Below are 21,375 nucleotides of genomic sequence, written 5' to 3'. Positions count from 1 at the left end.
TTATTGGCAAGATACTGAATGATGATCAACTCTGGCGCTCTTTACGAAAAGCTTTGGCTTCTCGGCTTAATGCCGTTGGTAGCTTCACCCACCCTACAGGGGAACCTGCGTGGTTCATAATCACTTGCCCTAAGCGATAAGAGAGATGACGTTTCACCTGCTCCGCTTTGTGGGCATCCGCATACTGGGAAATGGGCGGTAGTTTTTCCCCTTTGCGAGCCTTCATGTCTTTTTGATATGCGGCATATTCGCGTTTCAGTGACAGGGGGAGGCAGATAAAGTCTTTTATGCTGTGGCTATTCACTACTACTGCCCCTAACCGGTAAGTTAGCTGGCGTTTAATGCGTTGGTCCGCGCCGTAATAAGACTCATCTATTGAGGCAGCTGCAGAGTTCACTCCCCTTTGGCTATGCAGTTTTTCTAGCTCTTCCTGCACTACGTGCAGTTGCTCCAGCAGCATACTGTTTTCTTGCTGTAGCTTAGTAGTATCAACAGCGGGGGCTGGAGGTGTTTTTTTCAGCGCATCATTTTCGCGTTTTAAAGCAGCACTCTTGGCACTTTCGCTCTCTAGCGCCTGCTGCAAGCTTGCGATCTTATTAGCGGACGTTTCATTTTCGCGTTTTAAAGCAGCACTTTTGGTGCTTTCTCTCTCCAGCGCTTGCTGCAAGCTTGCAATCTTATTGGTCGACGTTTCATTTTCGCGTTTTAAAGCAGCACTCTTGCTGCTTTCGCTCTCCAGCGCCTGTTGCAAACTTGTGATTGTACTTAATAGCGCAGTGCGCTTTTGCTTGAAATACTGCCAAGCATCCTCATATGTCAGTGTGCTATTACATTCCCTTGGATAGGTAGCGCTCGCTTGCAGCTCTTCAAACAAGGAAAGCGCAGAGTGCTGTTCGACCACTTTTTCGCTGAGAAAACGCGCTAACGGCTCTGCTTCTAACTGTGTGACATTTGCTTGTTCACAGCCATCGAATGATTCGAGCGCAGTCGCTAACCGGCTTGCCTTAGGCGCTACAATTGCACTTGCGGGATTAGCTGAAAACTCAGGTAGCGCTTTGAGTATGTCCTGGGGCTGACTAAGGAGCTGCTGGGTGTGGACCAGGAAACTGCGCTCAGGGTGGCGTAAGTAAAAGGCTAACAAGGCCCCATGATAGGCCGCCCAGTTGTTGAGCACCTTGATTGGGGAAATGTCCTCTTTGCGATCTAGTGCATTTTTCAGTGCTATGGCTGGGTGTTGGTATACCAGTAAGAAAGAGGTCTGCTCATCTACCTTATACCACATATCTAGTAACCGCAGAGTATCCGGTGAAGCCCAGCCCCATACGCCCTCTTGCTCAATGTTTCCTAGCAATAAGTCCAAGACTAGCCCTTGCCATACATTGCTAAGCTCCAACTGCCCCAACTCGCTCTCTTGTTGAGCATCTTCAACATTTACGGCACTGTGAGCTTTAAAAAGCGAGTCCTGAATTTTGTGAATACTCATGCCTTCCCTTCTGGAAGGAGCTGCCTCTGCCATACCATATTTTTTTAGCAGTGCTTCTACGTCCATGTAATCCGAAGATGGATGGCCGACAATGGCAATTCTATTCACTGACACATTCCTCTATACCTTGGTATTTATGCAATTTAGATAGCAACGATGAATTTATTTTTTATCCACATCATTGTGGTAAGACTCTATCGCTTCATTAATGTTATCAAACCAAAGCGCTTGCCCGTCCTTGATATAAACGCCTACTTGACATAGCTCTTTGAGAATTCCCTCAGAGTGAGAAACAATAATCAGCGACGATTGCCCAACTTTCGATTTAAATAGGTTTTGCGCTTTTGCTTTAAACGCTCGATCCCCTACCGCCGTAGCTTCATCTGAAATATAAACATCGAAATCAAACGCTAGTGAGAGGCCAAACGAGAGCCTTGAACGCATACCTGATGAGTACGTACGTACTGGTTCATTGAACGCTTCACCGATCTCTGCAAAATCTTGCACAAACGCTATTACCCGTTTTACTTCTTCGGGGCCACAGCCTTGTGTTCGCGCTACAAATTTGACGTTTTGGCGGCCTGTCATATTGTTTTGCATGCCGCCTGCTAGCCCTACTGGCCAAGAGACCCGGCTGTGACGTATTACCTCGCCACGCTCTGGTGTATCCATTCCTGCAATAAGGCGCAGCAGTGTGGATTTACCGGCACCGTTACGGCCAATCAGGCCTACGCTCACCCCGGTGGGTATGGTGAGGTTGATGTCTTTGAGCACCCAGTCGCTGCCGTGGTGGTTGTGGTAGCGCTTGTAGAGGTTCTTTATTTCGATCATTTGGTATTTGGTTGCCGATGGTGTTCTGTGGTGGCGTTTTAGCATTTAGTGGCGTGTTCGGGGCGGCTATCGCCGCCTCCGCGGGTGCCTCTTTCGCTCGTTGCTCTCGCTCTTTCGTTACGCCGCGCTACGGGGTGGTTGCCGCCACTTGAGGTGTTGCCACGATTGATGGTTATGTGACGAAACGGGGTTGGTGCTACTCACCATTCACTACTTTCACCACCTTTCCTTTACGGGTGTACATCGCTTCCAGCTCACGTTTGAGCGCGCTGCGCGCGGTTTGTTCGCCGTGTACTAAATGGATGGTATGGGGCCAGCGGCGCATGCGTTTGACGAAGTTGAGCAGCCCTTTTTGGTCGGCGTGGGCGGAGTAGCCGCTGATGGAGGTGACGCCTGCTTTGATATCAATTCGCTGGCCGTCTATTTCTACCCAACCGCCTTGGGGGCCGTACTGCTGTATGGCGCGGCCTGGGGTGCCTGCGCCTTGGTAGCCTACGAATAGTACTTGGTGACGCTCATCGCCTAGCATAGCTTTTAGGTAGTTCATGATGCGCCCACCTGCACACATGCCGCTGGCGGCGATCACCACGGCGGGGCGGCCTGTGTTGGCTAAATACGCTACCGTTTGCTCGTGGGCTTCGTGGCTTTCTACGGTGTAGAGGTTGGCGAAGCTGAGCGGGTGGCGGCCACTGCGCAGGCGGCGTTGAGCTTCGTCGTCCCAGTAGGGTTTTAGCTGGCGGTATACCTGGGTGAAGCGGGCGGCCAGCGGCGAATCGACGATGATCTCCAGCGTTTGCCATAGGCTTTTGGGCAGCCCGCGTTTGGCGTTGCGCTCGGCTTCATGAATGATGCCTTCCAGCTCGTAGAGCAACTCTTGGGTTCGGCCAATGCTGAAGGCGGGCACCATGACCGTGCCGCCGTTAGTGAGCGCTTGCTCGATGGCCTGTTTCAGCGTGGCGCGGCGCTGGCGGCGGTCAGGGTGCTGGCGGTCGCCGTAGGTGCTTTCGAGTACCAATTGTTCGCAGCCGTAGGGCGATTGGGGCGCGGGCAGTAGCGGTGCGTAGGGAGCGCCTAAATCGCCGCTGAATATCACCCGTTCCTTTTCGCCGTTGGGGTGCTGGTGGGCTACTTCCACGTAGCTGGAGCCCAGTATGTGCCCTGCCCGCTTGAGCTTCACGCGGGTGGTGATGCCGCCTTCTTCGGTTTTTTCTACCACGGTGTGCCATTTGCCGTAGGGCACGTTGACGATCTGGCTTTCCAACTGCTGCTGGAAACGCTCGATGAGCTGGGCGTTGCGGGTGAAGCCGATTTTTAGGGCATCTTCGATCACTAGGGGCAGCAGTTTGGCCGAAGGAATGGAGCAGATGATTGGCCCTTTGAATCCGGCAGCCAGTAGGTAAGGCAAACGGCCTACGTGATCAATGTGTACGTGGGTGATGACCAGCGCTTTGACGGTGCTGATATCGAATTCGATTTGTAGCTGATCGAAGGCGTTTTCTTTTGCGTCTTCGCCTTGGAATAGCCCGCAGTCGATCAGCAGTGAGTGTTCGCTATCGAGGGTGAGCTGGTGGCAGCTTCCAGTGACGCCTTTGGCTCCGCCGTGGTGGGTGATGTTGAGCATTGAATTCCTTTTCGTGCTTGCTTTGGGCGGTAAGGCGTTATGGAGCGTAGTGGCTTGATCGGGGCGGCTGGCGCCGCCCACGCGGGTGCCTCTTTCGCTCGTTGCTCTCGCTCTTTCGTTACGCCGCGCTACGGGGTTGGTGCCGCCATTCGAGGTGTTCACGCGGTTGATCGTTATGGCGCGAAACGATGATGGTGCCACGCCTCATAACGTTGGAGGTGTTCCCGTAGCGCGGTGTAAGCGGAGCGCACCCGCGAAGCACCCCGTGAGGGGTGCCGAATATGCCACTGGGGTTTGCTCGATCACCGTGGCTCAATCAGGGCGGCTGACGCCGCCTTCGCGCCGGGCCGCCGCTGCGGGTGCCTCTTTCGCTCGTTGCCTCGCTCTTTCGTTACGCCGCGCTACGGGTGCTCGCCCATGCGTATCTTGGCGATTCACCTGTAGCGCGGTGTAAGCGGAGCGCACCCGCGAAGCACCCCGTGAGGGGTGCCGAATATGCCACTGGGGTTTGCTCGATCACCGTGGCTCAATCGGGGCGGCTAGGGCCGCTAATACGGGTGTTGGCGGCTATTTATTGCTACGTGCGTTATGAGGGGCGTGCAGATCTCACTTTAGATCTGTCCCATTTTCTAAGCACTGAATCAACAAACCACTGTGAATCAAATTTTTTAAATTCGCTTTCATAGATATCTAGAAAACCATCAGGTGTGGCTTCTGCAAAATGCAGATGCATTTCACTAGAATTATCAAAAAAATAAGTTCTTCTACATTTCACAACCATTTCATGCAAAAGTGACAAGCTTGCTTGATAGCGACTTATTATCTTTTCGGCAGGGACATCATGCCCACCACTCGAAACTCTTTGTGCAACACGAGCCTGATTAATCTCAGGACTTGATGTGCAAATATAATAGAGGTAGGGCTCAAACCCAAAATCTAGTGCTTTTTCAACAAATATTATGTGACTACTATGACTCATAACAGATTCATAGGTGAGGGATAGGCCAGACTCCAACCAATCCTCTCTCAGGCCTGTGGCAATCGCTTGCGCAGAGATCGCAGCAAAATACGTTTCAAACTCTTTAGCAAAAGACTTTACGAACGCCTTGCCCTCAGACATTGTGGTTGAGGTTTTTTCAATAACATCATTTAGCTCAATATGCTTCGCAATATCATCAGGATTTAAATATTGCCCTAATGGTATTTTCTTACTAAGCAAAAATTGAGTCAGGGTTGTTTTACCCGAGCCATTTGGGCCAGCAATAAGCCTTAACCTTGGCACAAATACTCCCTAAGATTGAATGGCTGGGCTTGTTTTAACTTTTTGAGCTGCTTGACCTGATGATCGGGCGACTCTTCAACCAGATAGCCATCACGCTCATAGACCACAGAAACACCTGCCGCCAAATTTCTTTGGATGGCCGCGCGAGAGGATTCACTCGCAAACTGCATGAGTGAGCGCGTGTCTTGCATTGGATCTTTTCTCTTACCTTTGCGCACCATCGCTAGCTTCTCGTGGTTTGATTTCTGACTCATGATTTCCCCCTTCTCAGTACAGCTTGTGAAACCATAGATTCATTATAGACCGAGTAGTTTCGAATAGAGCAGGCTATTGCAATGATTCATTAAATATCGTGGCTCGATCAGGGCGGCTGACGCCGCCCTTCGCGCCGGGCCGCCGCTGCGGGTGTCTCTTTCGTTCGTTTCTCTCGCTCTTTCGTTACGCCGCGTTACGGGGTTGGTGCCGCCATTCGAGGTGTTGACGCGGTTGCTCGTTATGGCGCGAAACGGGGATGGTGCCACGCCTCATAAGGTTGGCGGTGTTCGTAGCGCGGCGTAAGCGGAGCGCACCCGCGAAGCACCCCGTGAGGGGTGCTGGTGATGGCGTGAATGTCAACGGTTACTGAATAGGTTCGATCAGGGCTTCCAATGTGTTGGCACTCAATATGCCTTCCATCCAGTTTTCCAGCTGCTCTATGGAAGCCGCCTCAATTTGGGCATCGGCCCATGACGGTAACTCGCCAAACTTCAGCATGAGCAGCTTTCGCAGCATATTTTGTGCTTCATGCTGACGGCCCTGTTGCATGCCCTGTTGCATGCCCTGTTGCATGCCCTGTTGCATACCTTGCTGCATGCCTTGCTGAATACCTTCCGTACGAAGACGCTCTGCTAAACCAGCCATTTTGCTTTCCTCCTGAGGATAGCTGCGATGATGGCACTTTAGCGAGCTAGGGCTCAATCAGGGCGGCTGGCGCCGCCTTCGCGGGTGCCTCTTTCGCTCGTTTCTCTCGCTCTTTCGTTACGCCGCGCTACGGGTTCTCTCTGTAGCGCGGTGTAGACGAGTGCACCCGCAGGAGCAGCGAGGAGTGGTGATGGGGTTAGTTAAGCGGCTTGGCTTTTTAAGAGTGGCCATGCACCTTGCTTCGAGGCTTCCAGAATGACGATTTCATTGATCGTGCCATCCTCAGCGTAACTAATATGTGTATGCCAATCTTGAGAAACCTCCCTAACGGTAGGCTTTTCTGATAGGTGCAGAACTAGAATATCATCTGCTTCATCGTAGGTAGTTCGCATTACTTATCCTCCCACACAAAGTGATGCATGACTGTCTTTACCACTATTTTATCTTCCAAGACTGCTGCAATCGACAAGAGGATGGTGCCACGCCTCATAAGGTTGGCGGTGTTCGTAGCGCGGCGTAAGCGGAGCGCACCCGCGAAGCACCCCGTGAGGGGTGCTGGTGATGGCGTGAATGTCAACGGTTACTGAATAGGTTCGATCAGGGCTTCCAATGTGTTGGCACTCAATATGCCTTCCATCCAGTTTTCCAGCTGCTCTATGGAAGCCGCCTCAATTTGGGTATCGGCCCATGACGGTAACTCGCCAAACTTCAGCATGAGCAGCTTTCGCAGCATATTTTGTGCTTCATGCTGACGGCCCTGTTGCATGCCCTGTTGCATGCCCTGTTGCATGCCCTGTTGCATGCCCTGTTGCATACCTTGCTGCATGCCTTGCTGAATACCTTCCGTACGAAGACGCTCTGCTAAACCAGCCATTTTGCTTTCCTCCTGAGGATAGCTGCGATGATGGCACTTTAGCGAGCTAGGGCTCAATCAGGGCGGCTGGCGCCGCCGCTGCGGGTGCCTCTTTCGCTCGTTTCTCTCGCTCTTTCATTACGCCGCGCCACGGGATAGCGGCACCCTTCACCATTCACTACTCACCATTCACTACTCACTACTCACCACTCACCACTCACCACTCACCACTCACCAACAACTCTAATCCCGATGATCCTTCACAATCATCATGAGCATGCTGAGGATGAAGGCGAGGAAGATGGTGATAATGGCGAAGACGCTGCTGTTGTAGAGGCGGTTGGGCTCTGTGGGGTATTCCGGCATGAGCGGGCTTTGCAGCACGCTGACTTGTTTGAGCTGACGGGCGGCTTCCAGGCGGGTGTTTTCCAGGGCGGCCAGGGCGCTGGAGTAGGTTTCCTGGGCGAACTGGGCTTGCAGTTCCAGGGTTTCGTATTCTGCCGAGATGCGGTTGAGCGAGTTGCCGGTGGCTTGGGCTAGGCGGTCGCGCTGTTCGGTGATTTGGTCGCGTAGTGCTGCAATGCTGCGCTCTACTTGGCGTAATTCGGCGGATTGCGAGCTTTGGAAGCTGGCCAGGGCGTTGCGCTGGGCCTGGAAGCGGGCCAGGTCGGCTTCGAGGGTGGCGACGACCTGGTTGATGCTTTCCACCGTGCTGGTGGGTGATACCAGGCCGTGCTCGTTCTGGAATTCGAGCAGTTGGGCGCGGGTGTCATTGAAGCGCTCTTCCAGGCGCACCATTTGGCGCTCCAGGAAGCGTACCTGTTCGTCGGCCAGGCGGTGGCCCATTTCGTTCATGTGGTTTTCGCCGGCCTCTAACAGCAGCGATGCCATGTCGTGGGCGAATTCCGGGGTGTAGCCCTGCACACGAATGTTCAACACCCCTGCGTACTCGTCTAGCTCTACCTCTACCCGGCGCAGGTAGTAGTCGTGCAAGTCTTCGATTGGAACGTTGGGGTCGCGCAGCTTCGCAAAGAAATCACCGTGTTCGCTGTAGTGCTGGCGAATACCGAGCTGCTCGTCTAGTAGGCGCAGCATATCTACCGAAAGTAAGTGCTCACGCAATAGCAATAGGTCAGCGGTGTTACCTGACCCGCCCCCCATTAAGGATGACAGGCTAAATTCTGGCGTGGCGACCTGAGGGCTTTCTAACACCACGGTCGCGCGCGAGACGTAGCGCTCCTCTGCCCATACAAACCAATAAAAACTAACGAGCAGGATAGCGATTAAGGCCAATGCCCAGTGCGGTGACTGCTTGATAAAACGAGTAAACGATACGTGCATGGGTTATTTGGCCTTTAAACGATCAACAAAACGTAGATGCATGAGTAGTCCTAGCGCATTTAGAGTCAATGTCACCAACCAAAAATAAAGCATGCTAGTGCCATGGATCACTTGGTAATTTTCGAAAAAACCAAGCCGCAAGTTTTCAAGCGCATGCGGAACGGGGTTAAACATTAAATACTCAAGCAACCAGTGCGGTAATTGATTAAGCGGAAAAATTGCCCCCGAGATAATCATTAACGGTAGAGATAGCATTCGAACAACTTTACCGACTTCAGGCACCAGGGTTGCTGAGACTGATGTCACTAGACCCAAACCCACACCGAGACACCAAAGGGACAGCCAAGCAGCCATCGCTCTAATGGCGTTATCGGGGTACATATCAAGCCCCAGCATTAACCCCCCACCAATAAAGATAAGGAATATAAAACTCCGTAGAGCGCCTTCAAGAAAATTGCGCACTAATACTGGGTCTATAGGTTGTACTTGGCGATAAGCAAATAATGAACTGTTAGCATCAATGGCTCCCATACCACGAATCATACCTTCACGTGCCAAAAAAAAACCCATCATCCCGATGATCATCCAGGGTATAAAAGGGGCATTAGCAATTAAATTATCACCGCTGACGAAGCTACGGATACCCACCATGATCGCAACAAGTGCAAAGGGTTCGAAGATCATCCAGAACCAGCCCATGCGGTCGCCCATGGTGCGGGAAAGAGCTTCCCGCATGAACATGGCGTACCACACGCTGCGGGTAACTTGCCAAGGGGTGCGCGCGCCTTTGGGGGCGCTGCTTGTGTTATCCATGATGCTGTGTCTTTTGATTCAAGAACATAAATGGAGTAGTGGCTCGATCGGGGCGGCTGGCGCCGCCCTCCGCGGGTGCCTCTTTCGCTCGTTGCCTCGCTCTTTCGTTACGCCGCGCTACGAGATACTACCTTCACTACTCACCACTCACCATTCACTATTTACCAACCACCCATCACAGGTCCAGGGCGACGCGGGTGGTGACGGCGATCTGGAAGAGGATCTGGGTGAGGGTCGAGGCGAGCTGCAGGTTGTGCGTGGGTGCCTTGGGCATGACGAGGATTTCGTCGCCGGGGCGCAGCGGGGTGTTGCGGGCGTGTTCGACGGCGCCGTTCTGGCGTACCAGCAGGATCTGGTCGCGGTCGGCGCGTTCGGTGAAGCCACCGGCGCTTTCCACGTAGTCGATGACGCTCATGCCGGGGCGGTAGACGGCGGCCTGGGGCACGAGGATTTCACCGCTGATGAGCACCGAGTCGCTGATTTCAGGGATGGTGATCACGTCGCCATCCTGGAGGCGGATGTCGGTGATGCCGTCGCTGGAGGCCACCACCAAGCGGCCGCTGGGTTCGAGCTCACGGGCGCGTTCGATGAAGCGTTCGATCAGTTCGGCTTCTTGCAGGCGAATCTGGGCTTCCTGGTCGGTGCGCGAGGAAGCGCCCAGGTAGGTGGTTTCCAGGCGGCGCAGGCTGTCCTGCAAGGATTGCGCCTGTTGCTGGCGCACGCTTTCCCGCTGTAGCGAGATGCTTTCCACGGCGGTCATGTTTTCCGGTACGGCAATGGCGTCGAGCAGTTCGCTGAGGCGCGCATTGCGGGGCAGCGCAAACCGCGAGGGGCCGTAGTAGCTGCCTTCGATTTCCACCACGATGGTTTCGCTGCGCTGGTCGGCGCTGAACACCACTTCGTCACCGCTGCGTACCGTTTGGCCTGCAAACAGGTTGATGGGGAAGTATTGGGCAATCGGGCCGTCGTCGCGGTCGCCGCGCAGCAGTACGTGGGAAACGCCGCTTCTCAACCGGGCCAGATTGATGATTTCGGCACCGCTGAGCTGGTTGCCGATCAGTTCATAGCGGTGTTCGCGGTGTACGTCACCCACCACGGCAATGGCGGGGCCACGCTCTTCCACCACGATGGTGTCGCCATCCTGGAACTGCGGGCGGGCGATGGTGCCGTTGATGAGGAAGTCGTAGAGGTCGACGGTGGCCACGGTGCGGTCGTCACGCACCACACGAATCTGGCGGTAGCTCCCCAGATCCTGGTCGATGCCGCCTGCCTGGTCAAGGAAGTAGAGCAGCGAATCGTTGGGGGTGCCTGCATAGCGGCCCGGGCTTTCCACGTAGCCAGTGACGAACACGGCCACGGGCTGAACGCCTTGCACGTTGGTGTAGACCTCGACGTTATCGGGGTACACCGAGGTAATGGCGCCGCGTACGCTGCCATCGACCTGTTGGCTGTTCTGCCCTTCCACGTTGAGCGGGCCGGAGCCGGGAATGAAGATGTTGCCCTGGGCATCCACAGGCAGCACGCGGTCGAACTCGAATGCGCCCCAGGCGCGCACGGTGATCTGGTCGCCGGGCTTGATGCGGTAATCGGCGTTCAGGCCGTCTCCCATGGCGCCACGAAAGCCCCCGGTGAACAGGTTGGCACCAAAGGGCGGCAAGGCATCGGGGTTTTGGGGCGGCGTGGCGATGGGGCCGTAGGTGCCGCTGCGCCAGTCGGCGCGCGGGGTGTCGTCCACCTGTTCTTGCTGCCCCTGCTGGCCGCCTTGCTGGCTGCCCTGCTGGGGAAGGATGTCGTTGGAGAGACTGATGGATTGCGCCATGGCGGGCGCAGTGGCCAGCGTGGCAAACACCAGCCCGGCCGTGGCCAGCACGCGCTTCAGCGGAGCCAACAGGGTGGGGGTGGAAGTGATCGTGGCCGGCATGTCAGCGCCCTCCTGCTTGGGTGACCAGGCGCTGGTGTGCCCAGCCATTGGGGGTTTCACAGGCGAGTGCTGCGCGTACGCTGCCGCCGGGCTCCATCACTTGGAGCTGGCGGCATTTGCGCCCGCTGGCGGCCAGGTACGGGGCTTCGGCGATGATTTCCACGTTGTCGCCCCAGGGGGTACGGGCGGCGGTGTGTACACCGCTGGCGGGCGATTGGGTGAGGAAGCGATTGAGCGCTTCGTCTTCCAGCAGCGACGCGGCATCCTGGGTAAGCACGTATTGAGGCGCTTGCTGGGCGCTGCCAGAGGGGTACTGGGTGGCGCAGCCGCTGACCAGGGCCACGCTGACCGCCGCCAACAGCATGCGAGCTGGCCGCGAGACGTAAATTGGGGTGTTCAACATAGTGGATTCCATCAAAAAGGCACGCTACCGCCCAGGGATTGATACGGGCGTATTCCCTTGCCCTACGCTGTGCGGATGTAAAAAGTGATTACCAATGCGCTGTAAAGCACGCGCCATTGTAAGGGATTCGTTGCTTGGGCTCTACGTCAACAAGCATTGTACAGCCCGCCCTTTTCACGCTGGCGCTTCCGTGTGCATGTCACACTACGGCTTCTTATAACGAAAAATAGCCTTTTAGTTCCGTGGCTTTCTTGTCGTAGGTGTGTCACACGGCTGTGGTAAGCTCGTTGAACGTTTGTATTGACGAGTGAAGGCACCATGAATATTGCGGTTTTTGGTACGGGCTATGTGGGGCTGGTGGCGGGCGCATGTCTGGCCGAAGTGGGCCATCAGGTTACCTGCATGGATATCGACCCGGCGCGTATTGCCCTGCTCGATGCGGGCGAGTGCCCGTTGTTCGAGCCAGGCTTGAGCACTCTGTTGCAGCAGAACCGCGAGGCTGGCCGCCTGCATTTCACCACCAACACCGAAGAGGCCGTTCGCCAGGGCGACCTGCTGTTCATCGCCGTGGGCACCCCGCCGGATGAAGATGGCAGTGCCGATTTGCGCCACGTGCTGGCCGTGGCGCGCAGCATTGGCGAGCACATGACCGGCTACAAGCTGGTGATCGACAAATCCACCGTGCCCGTGGGCACGGCCGAGAAGGTGGCGGCCACCATCGCACAGGCCCAGCAAGCGCGCGGCACGGCCCACGCCTTCGATGTGTGCTCCAACCCGGAATTCATGAAGGAAGGCGCAGCCATCGAGGACTTTACTCGGGGTGCTCGTATCGTGGTGGGCACCGAAAGCGAACGGGTGCGGGAGTTGATGCGCGAGTGCTATGCACCGTACAACCGTAACCACGACAAGCTGATGTTCATGAGCGTGCGGGCCGCCGAGCTGACCAAGTACGCCGCCAACGCCATGCTGGCCACCAAGATCAGCTTCATGAACGAGATGGCCAATCTGGCCGAGCGGCTGGAGGTGGATATCGAAGAGGTACGCCGGGGTATTGGTAGCGACCCGCGCATTGGCTATCACTTCATCTACCCCGGCTGTGGTTACGGTGGCTCTTGCTTTCCCAAGGATGTGAAGGCCCTTGAGCGCACCGCCAGGGCGTTGGGTTTCGAACCTCAGCTGCTGGGTGCCGTGGAAGCGGTCAACCAGCGCCAGAAACAGACCCTGTTCGACAAGCTGACCGCCGAACTGGGCGATGTGCGGGGCAAGACCATCGCACTGTGGGGGCTGGCCTTCAAACCCAATACCGATGACATGCGCGAGGCCCCCAGCCGCACGCTGATGGAGGCGCTATGGGCGGCGGGCGCTACGGTGCAGGCCTTCGACCCGGAAGCCATGGCCGAATGCCGCCGCCTGTACGGCGAACGCGACGACCTGATGCTGGCCGGTGACCGTATTCAGGCGGTGAAAGGCGCCGATGCGCTGGTGATCTGCACGGAGTGGAAGGCGTTCCGGACGGTAGACTTTGCCTGGCTGGCCAGCCAGTTGAACGACAAGCTGGTGGTGGATGGGCGCAACCTCTATTCGCCCGCCGCCCTGGCGAGTGCCGGGCTGCGCTACGTGGGCGTTGGCCGCCGCAGCCCTCAGCCTGCCTGAGCCGTCAGGAGGCACCACAAAGACGACGCCCGGCGCCAAGGCCGGGCGTATTCGTTTGGGCTTCCCATGCGGGTCTATCCAGCAACGCTGCTAGGCCACCTTGGGGGCGGATTGTCGACGGTGGCAACCCCACAGCACCACCAGCAGGAAGGCGTACATCATGACGCCGCTGTTATGCTCCAGAAAAACCTGGGAAAGCCCGAAATCCAGAAACGTGACGGGTAGCAGCACGCCCGCCGTGGCCACAGCGCGAGCGGCCAGATCGGGGGATTGCAAATCGCGGGCGAACATTCGCATGGGCACCAGATAAAGTGCCAACAAAATCACCAGCCCTAGAATGCCGCGCTTGGCGAAAGCATCGACGAATTCATTGTGAGCGTGACCATATTGAGCCGCTTCACGACTGATGATGCCTTCTTCACCAAAGTCGTACATGGCTTCGGCGTAACCGGTACTGCCCCACCCGGTCAGCGGTTTTTCCTGAATCAGCATGGCAGCACCGCGCCACATTTCGAATCGAGCCCCAACAGAGGTCGAGCGATTTTCACCGGAAATGTACAACGCCACGTCACTGAATGCGTGCTGTACGCGAGTTTGAACCCCCGACTGAGGCACGGAATACACCGCCAGCCCCCCCACCACTACGGCCGCCACGACGGCTACTTTGAGGCGGTTGGAAAGCTGGGTGCCGTAGGCGCGATACAGCACCAGCAGCACGATGGGAAAACCTACCCAGCCGCCACGGCTGCCGGAAAACAGCGAGCCCAGTATGCCACCCAACGCCCCCGCCAGCAGCAGGGCGACCCAAACTTGGCGCTGGCGCTGCACCACGGCCCACCCCAGGCCTGCCATGCACAGTACGCCCAGCAGCATGCTGAGGTTACCGAACTGAATCACGTGAGTGTGCCCTTGGGCACGATCTACCCCTTCGAACAGCTTTTGCCACCCGGCCCAGGTACCTGCACTGAGTGCGCCCACGGCGGCACCGCTCCACAGAAAGGCCAGATTGGGCGGGTAGCGCAGTACCCAGAACAGCGCCGGAATGGCCAGAATGAAGCGGCTGGGCTTGTCGAAACCCTTGCTGCCCTGGCCATCCAGCCACGCTTCCAGCATGGTGATGGCCGCATAGGCCAGCAGCACGGCCATGATAGCGCCATCCTGACGTGTCAACGTAGGCACACGGCGCAGGGCGATGAGCCCCAGCCCCGCCAGCAGCAGCAGCAACGCCCCTAGCGAGTAGCCGCTGGGCACCACCAGTGCAATGGCGGCCAATAGAAAGACGGCCACGCCCGTGAATAGCTGGGGGGGTTGAGTGCGTGCGTGTGATGAGGGGGAGTGCGTTGCCAGCATTGAAACAGACTTCCTTTCATGGCCCTGGGGCGGCAAATCATTGAGGAAGCCGATAGTAGCACAGGCAGCCCGTTCTCACAGACAGCAGGGGCTCACAGGCAGAATGGGCTCACAGAAAACGAGGGTCCACAGGCAACAGAGGCCTACCGATAACGTGGCTGCTCACCAGGCGCTCACCTGGCAAGCATACGCTCATGCGCTGGCGTGCTGCTGCCAGCGCCAGGTGTCGGTCATCATGTCGTCGAGGGTTTTGGTGGCTTGCCAGCCCAGCTCTTGCTGCGCCTTTTCGGCACTGGCCCAGAAGGCGGCCAGGTCGCCATCACGCCGGGGGGCGTAGCGGAAGGCCACGGGCACTTGGGTGGCCTGGGTAAAGGCATCGATCATCTGCTTGACCGACACCCCCTGCCCCGTGCCCAGGTTGTAGTGGCTGGCGCCCGGCGTTTCCAGGGCCTTGAGCGCCACGCGGTGCCCAACCGCCAGATCGACCACGTGCAGGTAGTCGCGCACGCAGGTACCGTCCTGGGTCGGGTAGTCGTTGCCGTAGACCTGCAGCTCGGGCAGCACGCCTGCCGCCACCTGGCTGATGTAGGGCATCAGGTTATTGGGCACCCCTTGGGGTGATTCACCAATCAGGCCCGAGGGGTGCGCACCAATGGGGTTGAAGTAGCGCAGAATGGCCACGGACCACTCTGGGTCGCTGGCGCACAGGTCTTCCAGCACCTGCTCGACCATGGCCTTGGAGGTGCCGTAGGGGCTGGTACAGCTGCCCCGGCCCATGGTTTCCACGTAGGGCGGGATGGCTTCCACGCCATACACCGTGGCCGATGAGCTGAAAATCAGCCGCTTGATACCCGCTTTGGCCATGGCCTGGCACAGCACGATGGAGCCATGCACGTTGGTATCGTAATAGGCCAGCGGCTGGGTCACGCTTTCACCCACCGCCTTCAGGCCTGCGCAATGAATCACCGCGTCGATAGGGTGCTGCTCGAAAATGCTCGCCAGCAGCGCAGCATCGCGCACGTCGCCCTGGTAGAACGCCGCCGCGCGCCCAGTGATCTTTTCGATACGCGGCACCACGGAGGCCACGCTATTGGAAAGGTCATCCAGCAGCACCACCGAGTACCCTTCCTTCAGCAGTTCGACGGCGATATGCGAGCCGATATACCCCGTGCCACCTGTCACTAGAATCATCAGAGGCTCCGGTCAGTAGGCATTGGCGTGTTTAAAGCCCTTAAACACGGTCATGAAGATGATCTTCAGGTCGAGCCACACCGACCAGTTGTCGATGTACCACAGGTCATACTCGACCCGCCGCTGCATTTTTTCCAGCGTCTCGGTCTCACCGCGCAGCCCATTGACCTGAGCCCAGCCGGTAATGCCGGGCTTCACCTTGTGCCTGCGCATGTAGGACTCCACCAGTTCCTTGTAGTACTCATTGTGGGCCAGCGCATGGGGCCGTGGCCCTACGATGGACATGCGCCCCTGCAGCACGTTATAGAACTGCGGCAGCTCATCCAGGGAGGTGCGGCGCAGGAAGGCCCCTATCGGCGTCAGGCGGTTATCGTTCTTGGTGGCCTGGGTAACGACGCCCTCTTTCTCCTGATGCACTTTCATCGAGCGGAACTTGTAAACCTTGAACACCTTGCCGTTGGAGCCCGTGCGGTGCTGCTTGAACAGCACGGGGCCAGGCGAGGTGAACTTGATGGCCAGCGCAATGGCAATGCACACCGGCAGAATCATCAGCGAGATCAGGCTGCCGACGATGATGTCTTCGGCACGCTTGACCACTCGGGACATGCCGTTGATGGGCGTCACGCTGAGGTCGATGGCCAGGTGGCCCGCCACTTCGCTGGTGCGATGGTTGAGCAGGCGCATGTCCTTGAATTCCGGAATCAGGCGGATCTCCTCGGTATGGTTGCGCAGCGCGTAAAACAGGCCATGCACGGTGTCGCCCATTTCCAGCGGCACACAGATCCACACTTCGGCGGCGCCCGCGTCACTGATCCGAGCGGCAATGCGCTCCAGGTGCTCTTGATCAGGCGCTTCATCACCCAAGCGCTCGACCCCCGCAATGGAGTGCCCTTCCCAGGAGGCTGCCCGCATGCCCCGCGCCACGTGCAGTACGTTCTTGGCGGGACCCACCAGGAAAACCGGGCGCCGTGCCCCGCCGCGGATACGAATGCGCCGTAACCCATATTGCACCAGCGCTCGAGCACTGGCGGCCAGCACGAAGGAGAACAGCAGGGTCAATCCTACCCATAACCGCGAGTAGCGCTCTGCCGCGTGGGCAAAGTAGATGATGGAGGTGACGATGATGCCGATCACCAGCCAGACCAGCATCAACTTGGTGATGATGTAAAACGTGGACGAGATGCGCCAGCGTTTATAGCTGCCTGTGGAACTGTTGGCCACCACCACCAGCAAGGCCATGCAGGCCAACGCCAGAACGTAGCGCTCATGCAAATGAAAGGTCTCGAAACGCAACAGGTACGCCATTACCCCCGAGAACACGACAACGACGAAGTCGAACACCGGAAAGATGATCTTGGGCGGGTAGCGCTCAGAAAAAATCACGCCTCTTTGTCTATTAGACTGCGGCTTATTCATTACCCCTTCTCCTTACCAAAAAATAATCCCTGCCAGCCAGCCATCCTCCTATATCGATGACTTTACTTTTCATTAGTCGATTAGAATTCAAACAACATAACGCTACAGCATAGACAAATAGAAAATTCACAATATTGGTGGACTTTGTCACGTAAGACTCAGTTAAATTTGAAACAAAGAAAAGCGCAAAAACACCAAACACACACAGCTTTTCCTGCAAAGAGAGACCTCCGCGCACAAAGTAATAAGCAACAAGCATCATCATGGCAATATAAGCCAAAACAGATAGCCAGCCACCTTGAACCAATAAATCCACATAGCCATTATGACTATCATGGGGATAAAAATCACCCATTCCCTGCATAGGACCAATAACATTAAAGCGCTCATAGGTCCAAAAATTATCCAGACCATACCCCAATATTGCTTGCACACCAGTCAAATTTTCTAGCACAAAATCCCAGATAGTAACTCTCCCTGTCAAAGATACGAAATACCCCATAACTTCAACACCATCGTAACTAGTATGCAAATCCACAACAGAAACTGTAATTGCTATAAAGAAAAGAACCAATGCCGCCTCAACAAACAAAATTAAAGTAAAAACAACCTTATCCTTGATGGGACGACTATACACAAAAATAAGAAAACGAAAGGCAACAATCAAAACGACAACAATCAAAGAAGTTGCCAATGCCGTTCTCGAGCCCGTGTTATATGAAAAAAACATTGCAGCCAGAGAAAACAACACTGAATAAAGACGGACACCAAAGTCCTTACTAATTAAAAAAAGTAAAAAAGCGGAAATCATCAATATTGAAGCTAGCCTACCCAAAGAGTTTTTTTGATCATATACACCCTTCCAGTCTCCCTCAAAAAAGCCAACATCCACGCCTATTTCAGGAATAGCGACGATCACAAAGAAATTCAAAACTGATAAAAAGAAGAGAGACAGCACTACCACTTTCAAAAAAACTTCGACTTTTATTTTTTCAGCACAATAAACCGCCATCCAAACCACCACGGCAAAAACCACGACCTTTGCCACACTTTGAAGACCACCTCCATTAAAAAGCGAAACCAGATACATGTATAAAAACAAGAGCGGAAAAAAAACCATAGCCAGGGGTAACTTATGCCCATCATATAAAAAAAGCACCAAAAACCCAACCAAAACAAGCACCATGGCGCCTTGCAAATACATCCCTGACATAACTCTTGGATCAAGGTTTCCATTAATCAAAAAAAGCCATGCGCTCAAAAGCGCAATGGCAACTTTGGGAAACATCACATTTCCTTTGCGATTTATTTCTGTAGACATGATACTTTCAGCTCATCATTTTTGATAATTTTCTTAATATCTTTTCAGGCAGACTCATTTTCCACCCCTTACCCCAATGGTGGATCAGGTATGTTTCTTCGGTGACATGCCGATAGAGCAGCTGCTTCCGGTCATGGGTTTTTGCGTAAGGGTTGTAGGGATAGAAAAGTGGCCAAGGCAGAATGACGGTATCGGTATCTTCTTTGGCAATGCACGCATTGGCCACTTCGGGCGCTATCAGATAAGGCTTTTTCTTCTGATGCCGCTCTTCGATGAGCTGCATGGCGTTCTTGAAGAAGTGATGCCCAGGCACACCGCCAATGGCTCCAGCGCCGATTCTTCCCTCATCTTCATACCCGATGAAAAAGGGATGACTCAACAAAGGATCCAAGGACTTCACTACTTCCATGTCCACATCGAGGTAGATGCCCCCTTGCTCATTCAGGGCGTACATCCGAATGTAGTCCGAGAGAAATGCCCACTTTTTGTTTTCCAGGCAGTAGCGAACAAAAGGAATATCTTTATCGATATTACTTTCGTTCCATTCCACGATTTCATAATCGGGCATTTTCTCTTGCCACGAAGCGATACACTCTTTATAGAGTGATGTCATGGCGTTACCGCCAAACCAGCAGAAATGGATCTTTTTAGGAATCATGATTTACTCGATCTTGTTGCCGTATTTGATCAAAAACCGGGGGTAGTCTTTCAGGTAGCGCTTCAACAGCCGGTTCGGCTCTTTCATCATTCGGTACAGCCAGCGCAGGTTGAGACGGTCTACCCAGGCCGGGTAGTAGTCTTGCCCCTTGGCCTCCACGAACTGATCCAGATAGCCGCCACAGGTAAAGCCGGTGCCTTGCCAGCCCGCGGCCCTCAGGTCCAGCAGCAGGCGCTCCTGCTTGCCCGCGCCCATGCCGACGATGACGATGTCAGCACTGGCTGCCTGCACCAGGCTTTGCTGGCGCTCTTCGTCGCTGCTGAAAAAGCCCGAGCGTACGTAACCAAGCTCCAGGCTCGGATACTTGTTTACCAACAGCTGCGCTGCCTGGCGTATGTTCTCCTCCGTGCCACCCACCAGCGCTACACGCTTCTGGGCAGCCTGGGCATGCCCCAATACCACGGGGGCAATCGAAGTATCGTCGAAGCTGGTGCGCTCGATTTTTTTGCCCTTGAACAGCCGGGTATAGAGCACAACGGCAATGCCATCGGCGTAAAAGCGAATCTGTCGGCACTCTTGCTCGCTAAGACTTTGTGCCACAACGCCTAGAGAGAACGGATTGATAAAGCTGTAATCAATCCCTTCTTCCAGGTGAAACTCCCTTTCAAGTCTAATCATCTTGATTCACCATCATTGTTAAGCTCGGTTTCGTGGCGTTAAGACAAAGCGCCAGTCGGTCATCAGGAAACCGAACTTTTTCTTGACCACGTAAACCGCCACGCCATTCTGAATCAGCAGGCACAGCAGTAGCGCATAGGCCGCCCCCTCTGCGCTGTAACGAGGAATCAGCAGCAGCGAGGCGATGCCCCCTACCACCACAGACCAGATTAGTATATTTCGCGCGGCGCGCTGCTGGTCAGCCATTAAAAGCAGCAATATGACCGAGCCGGTCATCACATTGACCAGTTGCCCAATCACGAGGATTCTCACAACGCTGGCGGCACCACTGTAATCACTGCCAAACAGAGCCAACACAGCGTTGGGCCAAATGATGAAGACCAGGGCAGGCAGCAGCGCAAAGCAGGTCATTTGAAAAGCGCTTTTCTGGGCAAGCTGCTTGAGCCCTTCACCATTGCCTTCGTGCTGAAGCCGGGAGAAACGCGGCCCCAGAATACTGTCGTATACGGTCAGGATGAAGCCAATGATCATGGCCAGCCGTAGCCCCAGGCTGAACAGGGCAACGTCGCTTTCGCTATGGAAAGCGCCCAATACCAGGCCAACCCCCCACTGGGTGTAGTAGAAGATAATGCCTACCAGCAAAAAATCGGGCAGATGACGATAGAAGCCTTTGGTAAAGCTGACGCTGTCACTGTCGACCAGCGCGCTGCGGCGGTACAGCCACCAGACGGCCCACAACGCCACCAGCAGGTAGAGCCCTAGAATCACACCCAGCGCGGTCATCAGCGCCAGCGCCCCCAGCGAGATCCCCAGCCAGGCATACACCAGCACGACACCACTCAACACGATGGAGATACAGCCTATTTCGAACAGACAGGAGACATTGGCCCTGCCCCACCCTTTCATCAGAAAGTTGCACAGGTAAATAATGCTGTAGACCGGCGAAAGCAGCGCGGTCATTCGTAGGGTCTCGACCGCATTGTCTGTCGAGGAAAGCAGCATTTGCGCCACGCTGGGTGCTGCTACCCATAGTCCTACCCCCAGCAGCACACCTGCCACCACGTTGACCACCATGGCATGCTTGTAAATCCACGCCACTTCGCGGCGGCTATTATTGGAAGTCGCTACCCCCATGTATTTGAGCGTGGCCCGGTCGGTACCCAGGCTGGCAAACACCTGCATGCCAATCATGATCGACAGGCACAGCATGAAGGCCCCAAAGGCCTGAATAGTGACGAACGTGGCCAGCACGTAGGAAAGCAGGAATGTACCACCCGCGGCAATACCGCGCGCAGCCAGCGTGGTGAGCAGCTGATTCTGCAGAATTCGTTTAATCATCCGTGACTCTTGGGAAGGTCAGCTCTTTGACTTTTCAGGTAAATTTATAAAAGCATGGCTTTCAAATGCCACTGCCTGATAAACGTTATTACTAACATAAGTGATCTTAGCCTAAGGTATGAATCATACCCTTTTCGGCGCCTGCATGTAACAAGGTGGAAGCAGGATTCATAAATCTTGCCTATTTCCTCCATTGTCAACAGCAATGAGATGTGTTTAGTAAATACTGTTAAAGCTACTGTACCTTGCTTCAGACGGCCAAGCGATTGGCCAACCTGTTCACTAACTGACCATAGGCCATCAAACAAAAAACCGGCCCCAA

20 protein-coding genes are annotated in these 21,375 nt (G+C 55.3%); 1 reads left to right on the top strand and 19 read right to left on the bottom strand.

The features are described from left to right. Positions 1–25: 25 nt before the first annotated feature. From RVM26_RS03490 to RVM26_RS03435, 12 genes are all read right to left on the bottom strand, one after another. Positions 26–1,591 (bottom strand): DUF8374 domain-containing protein, encoded by a 1,566-nt coding sequence (locus RVM26_RS03490; RefSeq protein WP_474189142.1) that lies wholly within the window; start codon positions 1,589–1,591, stop codon positions 26–28. A 54-nt stretch (positions 1,592–1,645) separates the two neighbouring features. Next, positions 1,646–2,314, bottom strand: a complete 669-nt coding sequence (locus RVM26_RS03485; protein WP_074210387.1) for an ABC transporter ATP-binding protein — start codon at positions 2,312–2,314, stop codon at positions 1,646–1,648. A gap of 196 nt (positions 2,315–2,510) precedes the next feature. Beyond that, positions 2,511–3,935 (bottom strand): MBL fold metallo-hydrolase RNA specificity domain-containing protein, encoded by a 1,425-nt coding sequence (locus RVM26_RS03480; RefSeq protein WP_498940820.1) that lies wholly within the window; start codon positions 3,933–3,935, stop codon positions 2,511–2,513. Positions 3,936–4,521: 586 nt separating this feature from the next. Further along, complete coding sequence (locus tag RVM26_RS03475; RefSeq protein WP_498940818.1) at positions 4,522–5,217, bottom strand: ATPase; 696 nt, start codon at positions 5,215–5,217, stop codon at positions 4,522–4,524. Next, on the bottom strand, positions 5,205–5,471 hold the full coding sequence (locus RVM26_RS03470) for a hypothetical protein (protein WP_016913346.1): 267 nt from the start codon (positions 5,469–5,471) through the stop codon (positions 5,205–5,207). The genes RVM26_RS03475 and RVM26_RS03470 overlap by 13 nt, the downstream gene beginning before the upstream one ends. Before the next feature lie 364 nt (positions 5,472–5,835). Continuing rightward, a complete protein-coding gene (locus RVM26_RS03465) occupies positions 5,836–6,117 on the bottom strand; it encodes a DUF4351 domain-containing protein (RefSeq protein WP_498940815.1) in 282 nt (93 codons plus the stop codon). A gap of 200 nt (positions 6,118–6,317) precedes the next feature. Further along, positions 6,318–6,509, bottom strand: coding sequence for a DUF2283 domain-containing protein (locus tag RVM26_RS03460; RefSeq protein WP_016913348.1), 192 nt, complete (start codon positions 6,507–6,509; stop codon positions 6,318–6,320). Positions 6,510–6,697: 188 nt separating this feature from the next. Continuing rightward, positions 6,698–6,991, bottom strand: coding sequence for a DUF4351 domain-containing protein (locus tag RVM26_RS03455; protein WP_074210384.1), 294 nt, complete (start codon positions 6,989–6,991; stop codon positions 6,698–6,700). Positions 6,992–7,213: 222 nt separating this feature from the next. Next, positions 7,214–8,311: a KpsE/RkpR family capsule polysaccharide export protein gene (locus tag RVM26_RS03450; protein WP_498940813.1), complete on the bottom strand. Its 1,098-nt coding sequence runs from the start codon at positions 8,309–8,311 to the stop codon at positions 7,214–7,216. 3 nt (positions 8,312–8,314) lie between these two features. Then, positions 8,315–9,124 (bottom strand): ABC transporter permease, encoded by an 810-nt coding sequence (locus RVM26_RS03445; RefSeq protein WP_498940811.1) that lies wholly within the window; start codon positions 9,122–9,124, stop codon positions 8,315–8,317. Positions 9,125–9,299: 175 nt separating this feature from the next. Beyond that, positions 9,300–11,045 (bottom strand): polysaccharide biosynthesis/export family protein, encoded by a 1,746-nt coding sequence (locus RVM26_RS03440; RefSeq protein WP_498940809.1) that lies wholly within the window; start codon positions 11,043–11,045, stop codon positions 9,300–9,302. Between the two features lies 1 nt (position 11,046). Beyond that, positions 11,047–11,448, bottom strand: coding sequence for an RT0821/Lpp0805 family surface protein (locus tag RVM26_RS03435; RefSeq protein WP_498940807.1), 402 nt, complete (start codon positions 11,446–11,448; stop codon positions 11,047–11,049). A 318-nt stretch (positions 11,449–11,766) separates the two neighbouring features. On the opposite strand from RVM26_RS03435, the gene RVM26_RS03430 reads away from it, so the two are divergent. Beyond that, complete coding sequence (locus RVM26_RS03430; protein WP_039183083.1) at positions 11,767–13,101, top strand: UDP-glucose dehydrogenase family protein; 1,335 nt, start codon at positions 11,767–11,769, stop codon at positions 13,099–13,101. Between the two features lie 90 nt (positions 13,102–13,191). Here the strand turns inward: RVM26_RS03430 and RVM26_RS03425 are convergent, their stop codons facing one another. The 7 genes from RVM26_RS03425 to RVM26_RS03395 form a co-directional block, all read right to left on the bottom strand. After that, complete coding sequence (locus RVM26_RS03425; RefSeq protein WP_498940805.1) at positions 13,192–14,451, bottom strand: O-antigen ligase family protein; 1,260 nt, start codon at positions 14,449–14,451, stop codon at positions 13,192–13,194. A gap of 192 nt (positions 14,452–14,643) precedes the next feature. Next, positions 14,644–15,642 carry a UDP-glucose 4-epimerase GalE gene (galE, locus tag RVM26_RS03420; protein ID WP_498940803.1) on the bottom strand — a complete coding sequence of 333 codons (999 nt, stop codon included), beginning with the start codon at positions 15,640–15,642 and terminating at the stop codon, positions 14,644–14,646. A 12-nt stretch (positions 15,643–15,654) separates the two neighbouring features. Beyond that, the gene (locus RVM26_RS03415) at positions 15,655–17,058 is read right to left on the bottom strand and encodes a sugar transferase (RefSeq protein ID WP_498940801.1); all 1,404 of its coding nucleotides are present in this window, start codon (positions 17,056–17,058) and stop codon (positions 15,655–15,657) included. Beyond that, entirely contained in the window at positions 17,051–18,379 is a 1,329-nt protein-coding gene (locus RVM26_RS03410; RefSeq protein ID WP_498940800.1) for an O-antigen ligase family protein, read from the bottom strand. Before RVM26_RS03410 ends, RVM26_RS03415 begins: the two co-directional genes overlap by 8 nt. Before the next feature lie 7 nt (positions 18,380–18,386). Further along, positions 18,387–19,037: a glycosyltransferase family 32 protein gene (locus tag RVM26_RS03405; RefSeq protein ID WP_193462017.1), complete on the bottom strand. Its 651-nt coding sequence runs from the start codon at positions 19,035–19,037 to the stop codon at positions 18,387–18,389. A gap of 3 nt (positions 19,038–19,040) precedes the next feature. Then, positions 19,041–19,715 (bottom strand): WecB/TagA/CpsF family glycosyltransferase, encoded by a 675-nt coding sequence (locus tag RVM26_RS03400; protein WP_498940798.1) that lies wholly within the window; start codon positions 19,713–19,715, stop codon positions 19,041–19,043. An 18-nt stretch (positions 19,716–19,733) separates the two neighbouring features. Continuing rightward, a complete protein-coding gene (locus RVM26_RS03395) occupies positions 19,734–21,053 on the bottom strand; it encodes an MATE family efflux transporter (protein ID WP_498940796.1) in 1,320 nt (439 codons plus the stop codon). Between the last annotated feature and the right edge of the window lie 322 nt (positions 21,054–21,375).

The organism is Halomonas sp. KM072 (assembly GCF_050710315.1).
In the GTDB taxonomy this organism is placed as follows: Bacteria; Pseudomonadota; Gammaproteobacteria; order Pseudomonadales; family Halomonadaceae; genus Vreelandella; species Vreelandella hamiltonii.
This window is presented reverse-complemented; position numbering and strand designations above follow the sequence as displayed.

Bases quoted from the DNA above. Each gene is read 5' to 3' on its own strand.
- RVM26_RS03450 (WP_498940813.1), bottom strand. From the start codon at position 8,311: ATGCACGTATCGTTTACTCGTTTTATCAAGCAGTCACCGCACTGGGCA.
- RVM26_RS03405 (WP_193462017.1), bottom strand. From the start codon at position 19,037: ATGATTCCTAAAAAGATCCATTTCTGCTGGTTTGGCGGTAACGCCATG.
- RVM26_RS03440 (WP_498940809.1), bottom strand. From the start codon at position 11,045: ATGCCGGCCACGATCACTTCCACCCCCACCCTGTTGGCTCCGCTGAAG.
- RVM26_RS03460 (WP_016913348.1), bottom strand. From the start codon at position 6,509: ATGCGAACTACCTACGATGAAGCAGATGATATTCTAGTTCTGCACCTA.
- RVM26_RS03455 (WP_074210384.1), bottom strand. From the start codon at position 6,991: ATGGCTGGTTTAGCAGAGCGTCTTCGTACGGAAGGTATTCAGCAAGGC.
- RVM26_RS03415 (WP_498940801.1), bottom strand. From the start codon at position 17,058: ATGAATAAGCCGCAGTCTAATAGACAAAGAGGCGTGATTTTTTCTGAG.
- RVM26_RS03410 (WP_498940800.1), bottom strand. From the start codon at position 18,379: ATGTCTACAGAAATAAATCGCAAAGGAAATGTGATGTTTCCCAAAGTT.
- RVM26_RS03465 (WP_498940815.1), bottom strand. From the start codon at position 6,117: ATGGCTGGTTTAGCAGAGCGTCTTCGTACGGAAGGTATTCAGCAAGGC.
- RVM26_RS03430 (WP_039183083.1), top strand. From the start codon at position 11,767: ATGAATATTGCGGTTTTTGGTACGGGCTATGTGGGGCTGGTGGCGGGC.
- RVM26_RS03445 (WP_498940811.1), bottom strand. From the start codon at position 9,124: ATGGATAACACAAGCAGCGCCCCCAAAGGCGCGCGCACCCCTTGGCAA.
- RVM26_RS03480 (WP_498940820.1), bottom strand. From the start codon at position 3,935: ATGCTCAACATCACCCACCACGGCGGAGCCAAAGGCGTCACTGGAAGC.
- RVM26_RS03425 (WP_498940805.1), bottom strand. From the start codon at position 14,451: ATGCTGGCAACGCACTCCCCCTCATCACACGCACGCACTCAACCCCCC.
- RVM26_RS03485 (WP_074210387.1), bottom strand. From the start codon at position 2,314: ATGATCGAAATAAAGAACCTCTACAAGCGCTACCACAACCACCACGGC.
- RVM26_RS03400 (WP_498940798.1), bottom strand. From the start codon at position 19,715: ATGATTAGACTTGAAAGGGAGTTTCACCTGGAAGAAGGGATTGATTAC.
- RVM26_RS03470 (WP_016913346.1), bottom strand. From the start codon at position 5,471: ATGAGTCAGAAATCAAACCACGAGAAGCTAGCGATGGTGCGCAAAGGT.
- RVM26_RS03435 (WP_498940807.1), bottom strand. From the start codon at position 11,448: ATGTTGAACACCCCAATTTACGTCTCGCGGCCAGCTCGCATGCTGTTG.
- RVM26_RS03395 (WP_498940796.1), bottom strand. From the start codon at position 21,053: ATGATTAAACGAATTCTGCAGAATCAGCTGCTCACCACGCTGGCTGCG.
- galE (WP_498940803.1), bottom strand. From the start codon at position 15,642: ATGATTCTAGTGACAGGTGGCACGGGGTATATCGGCTCGCATATCGCC.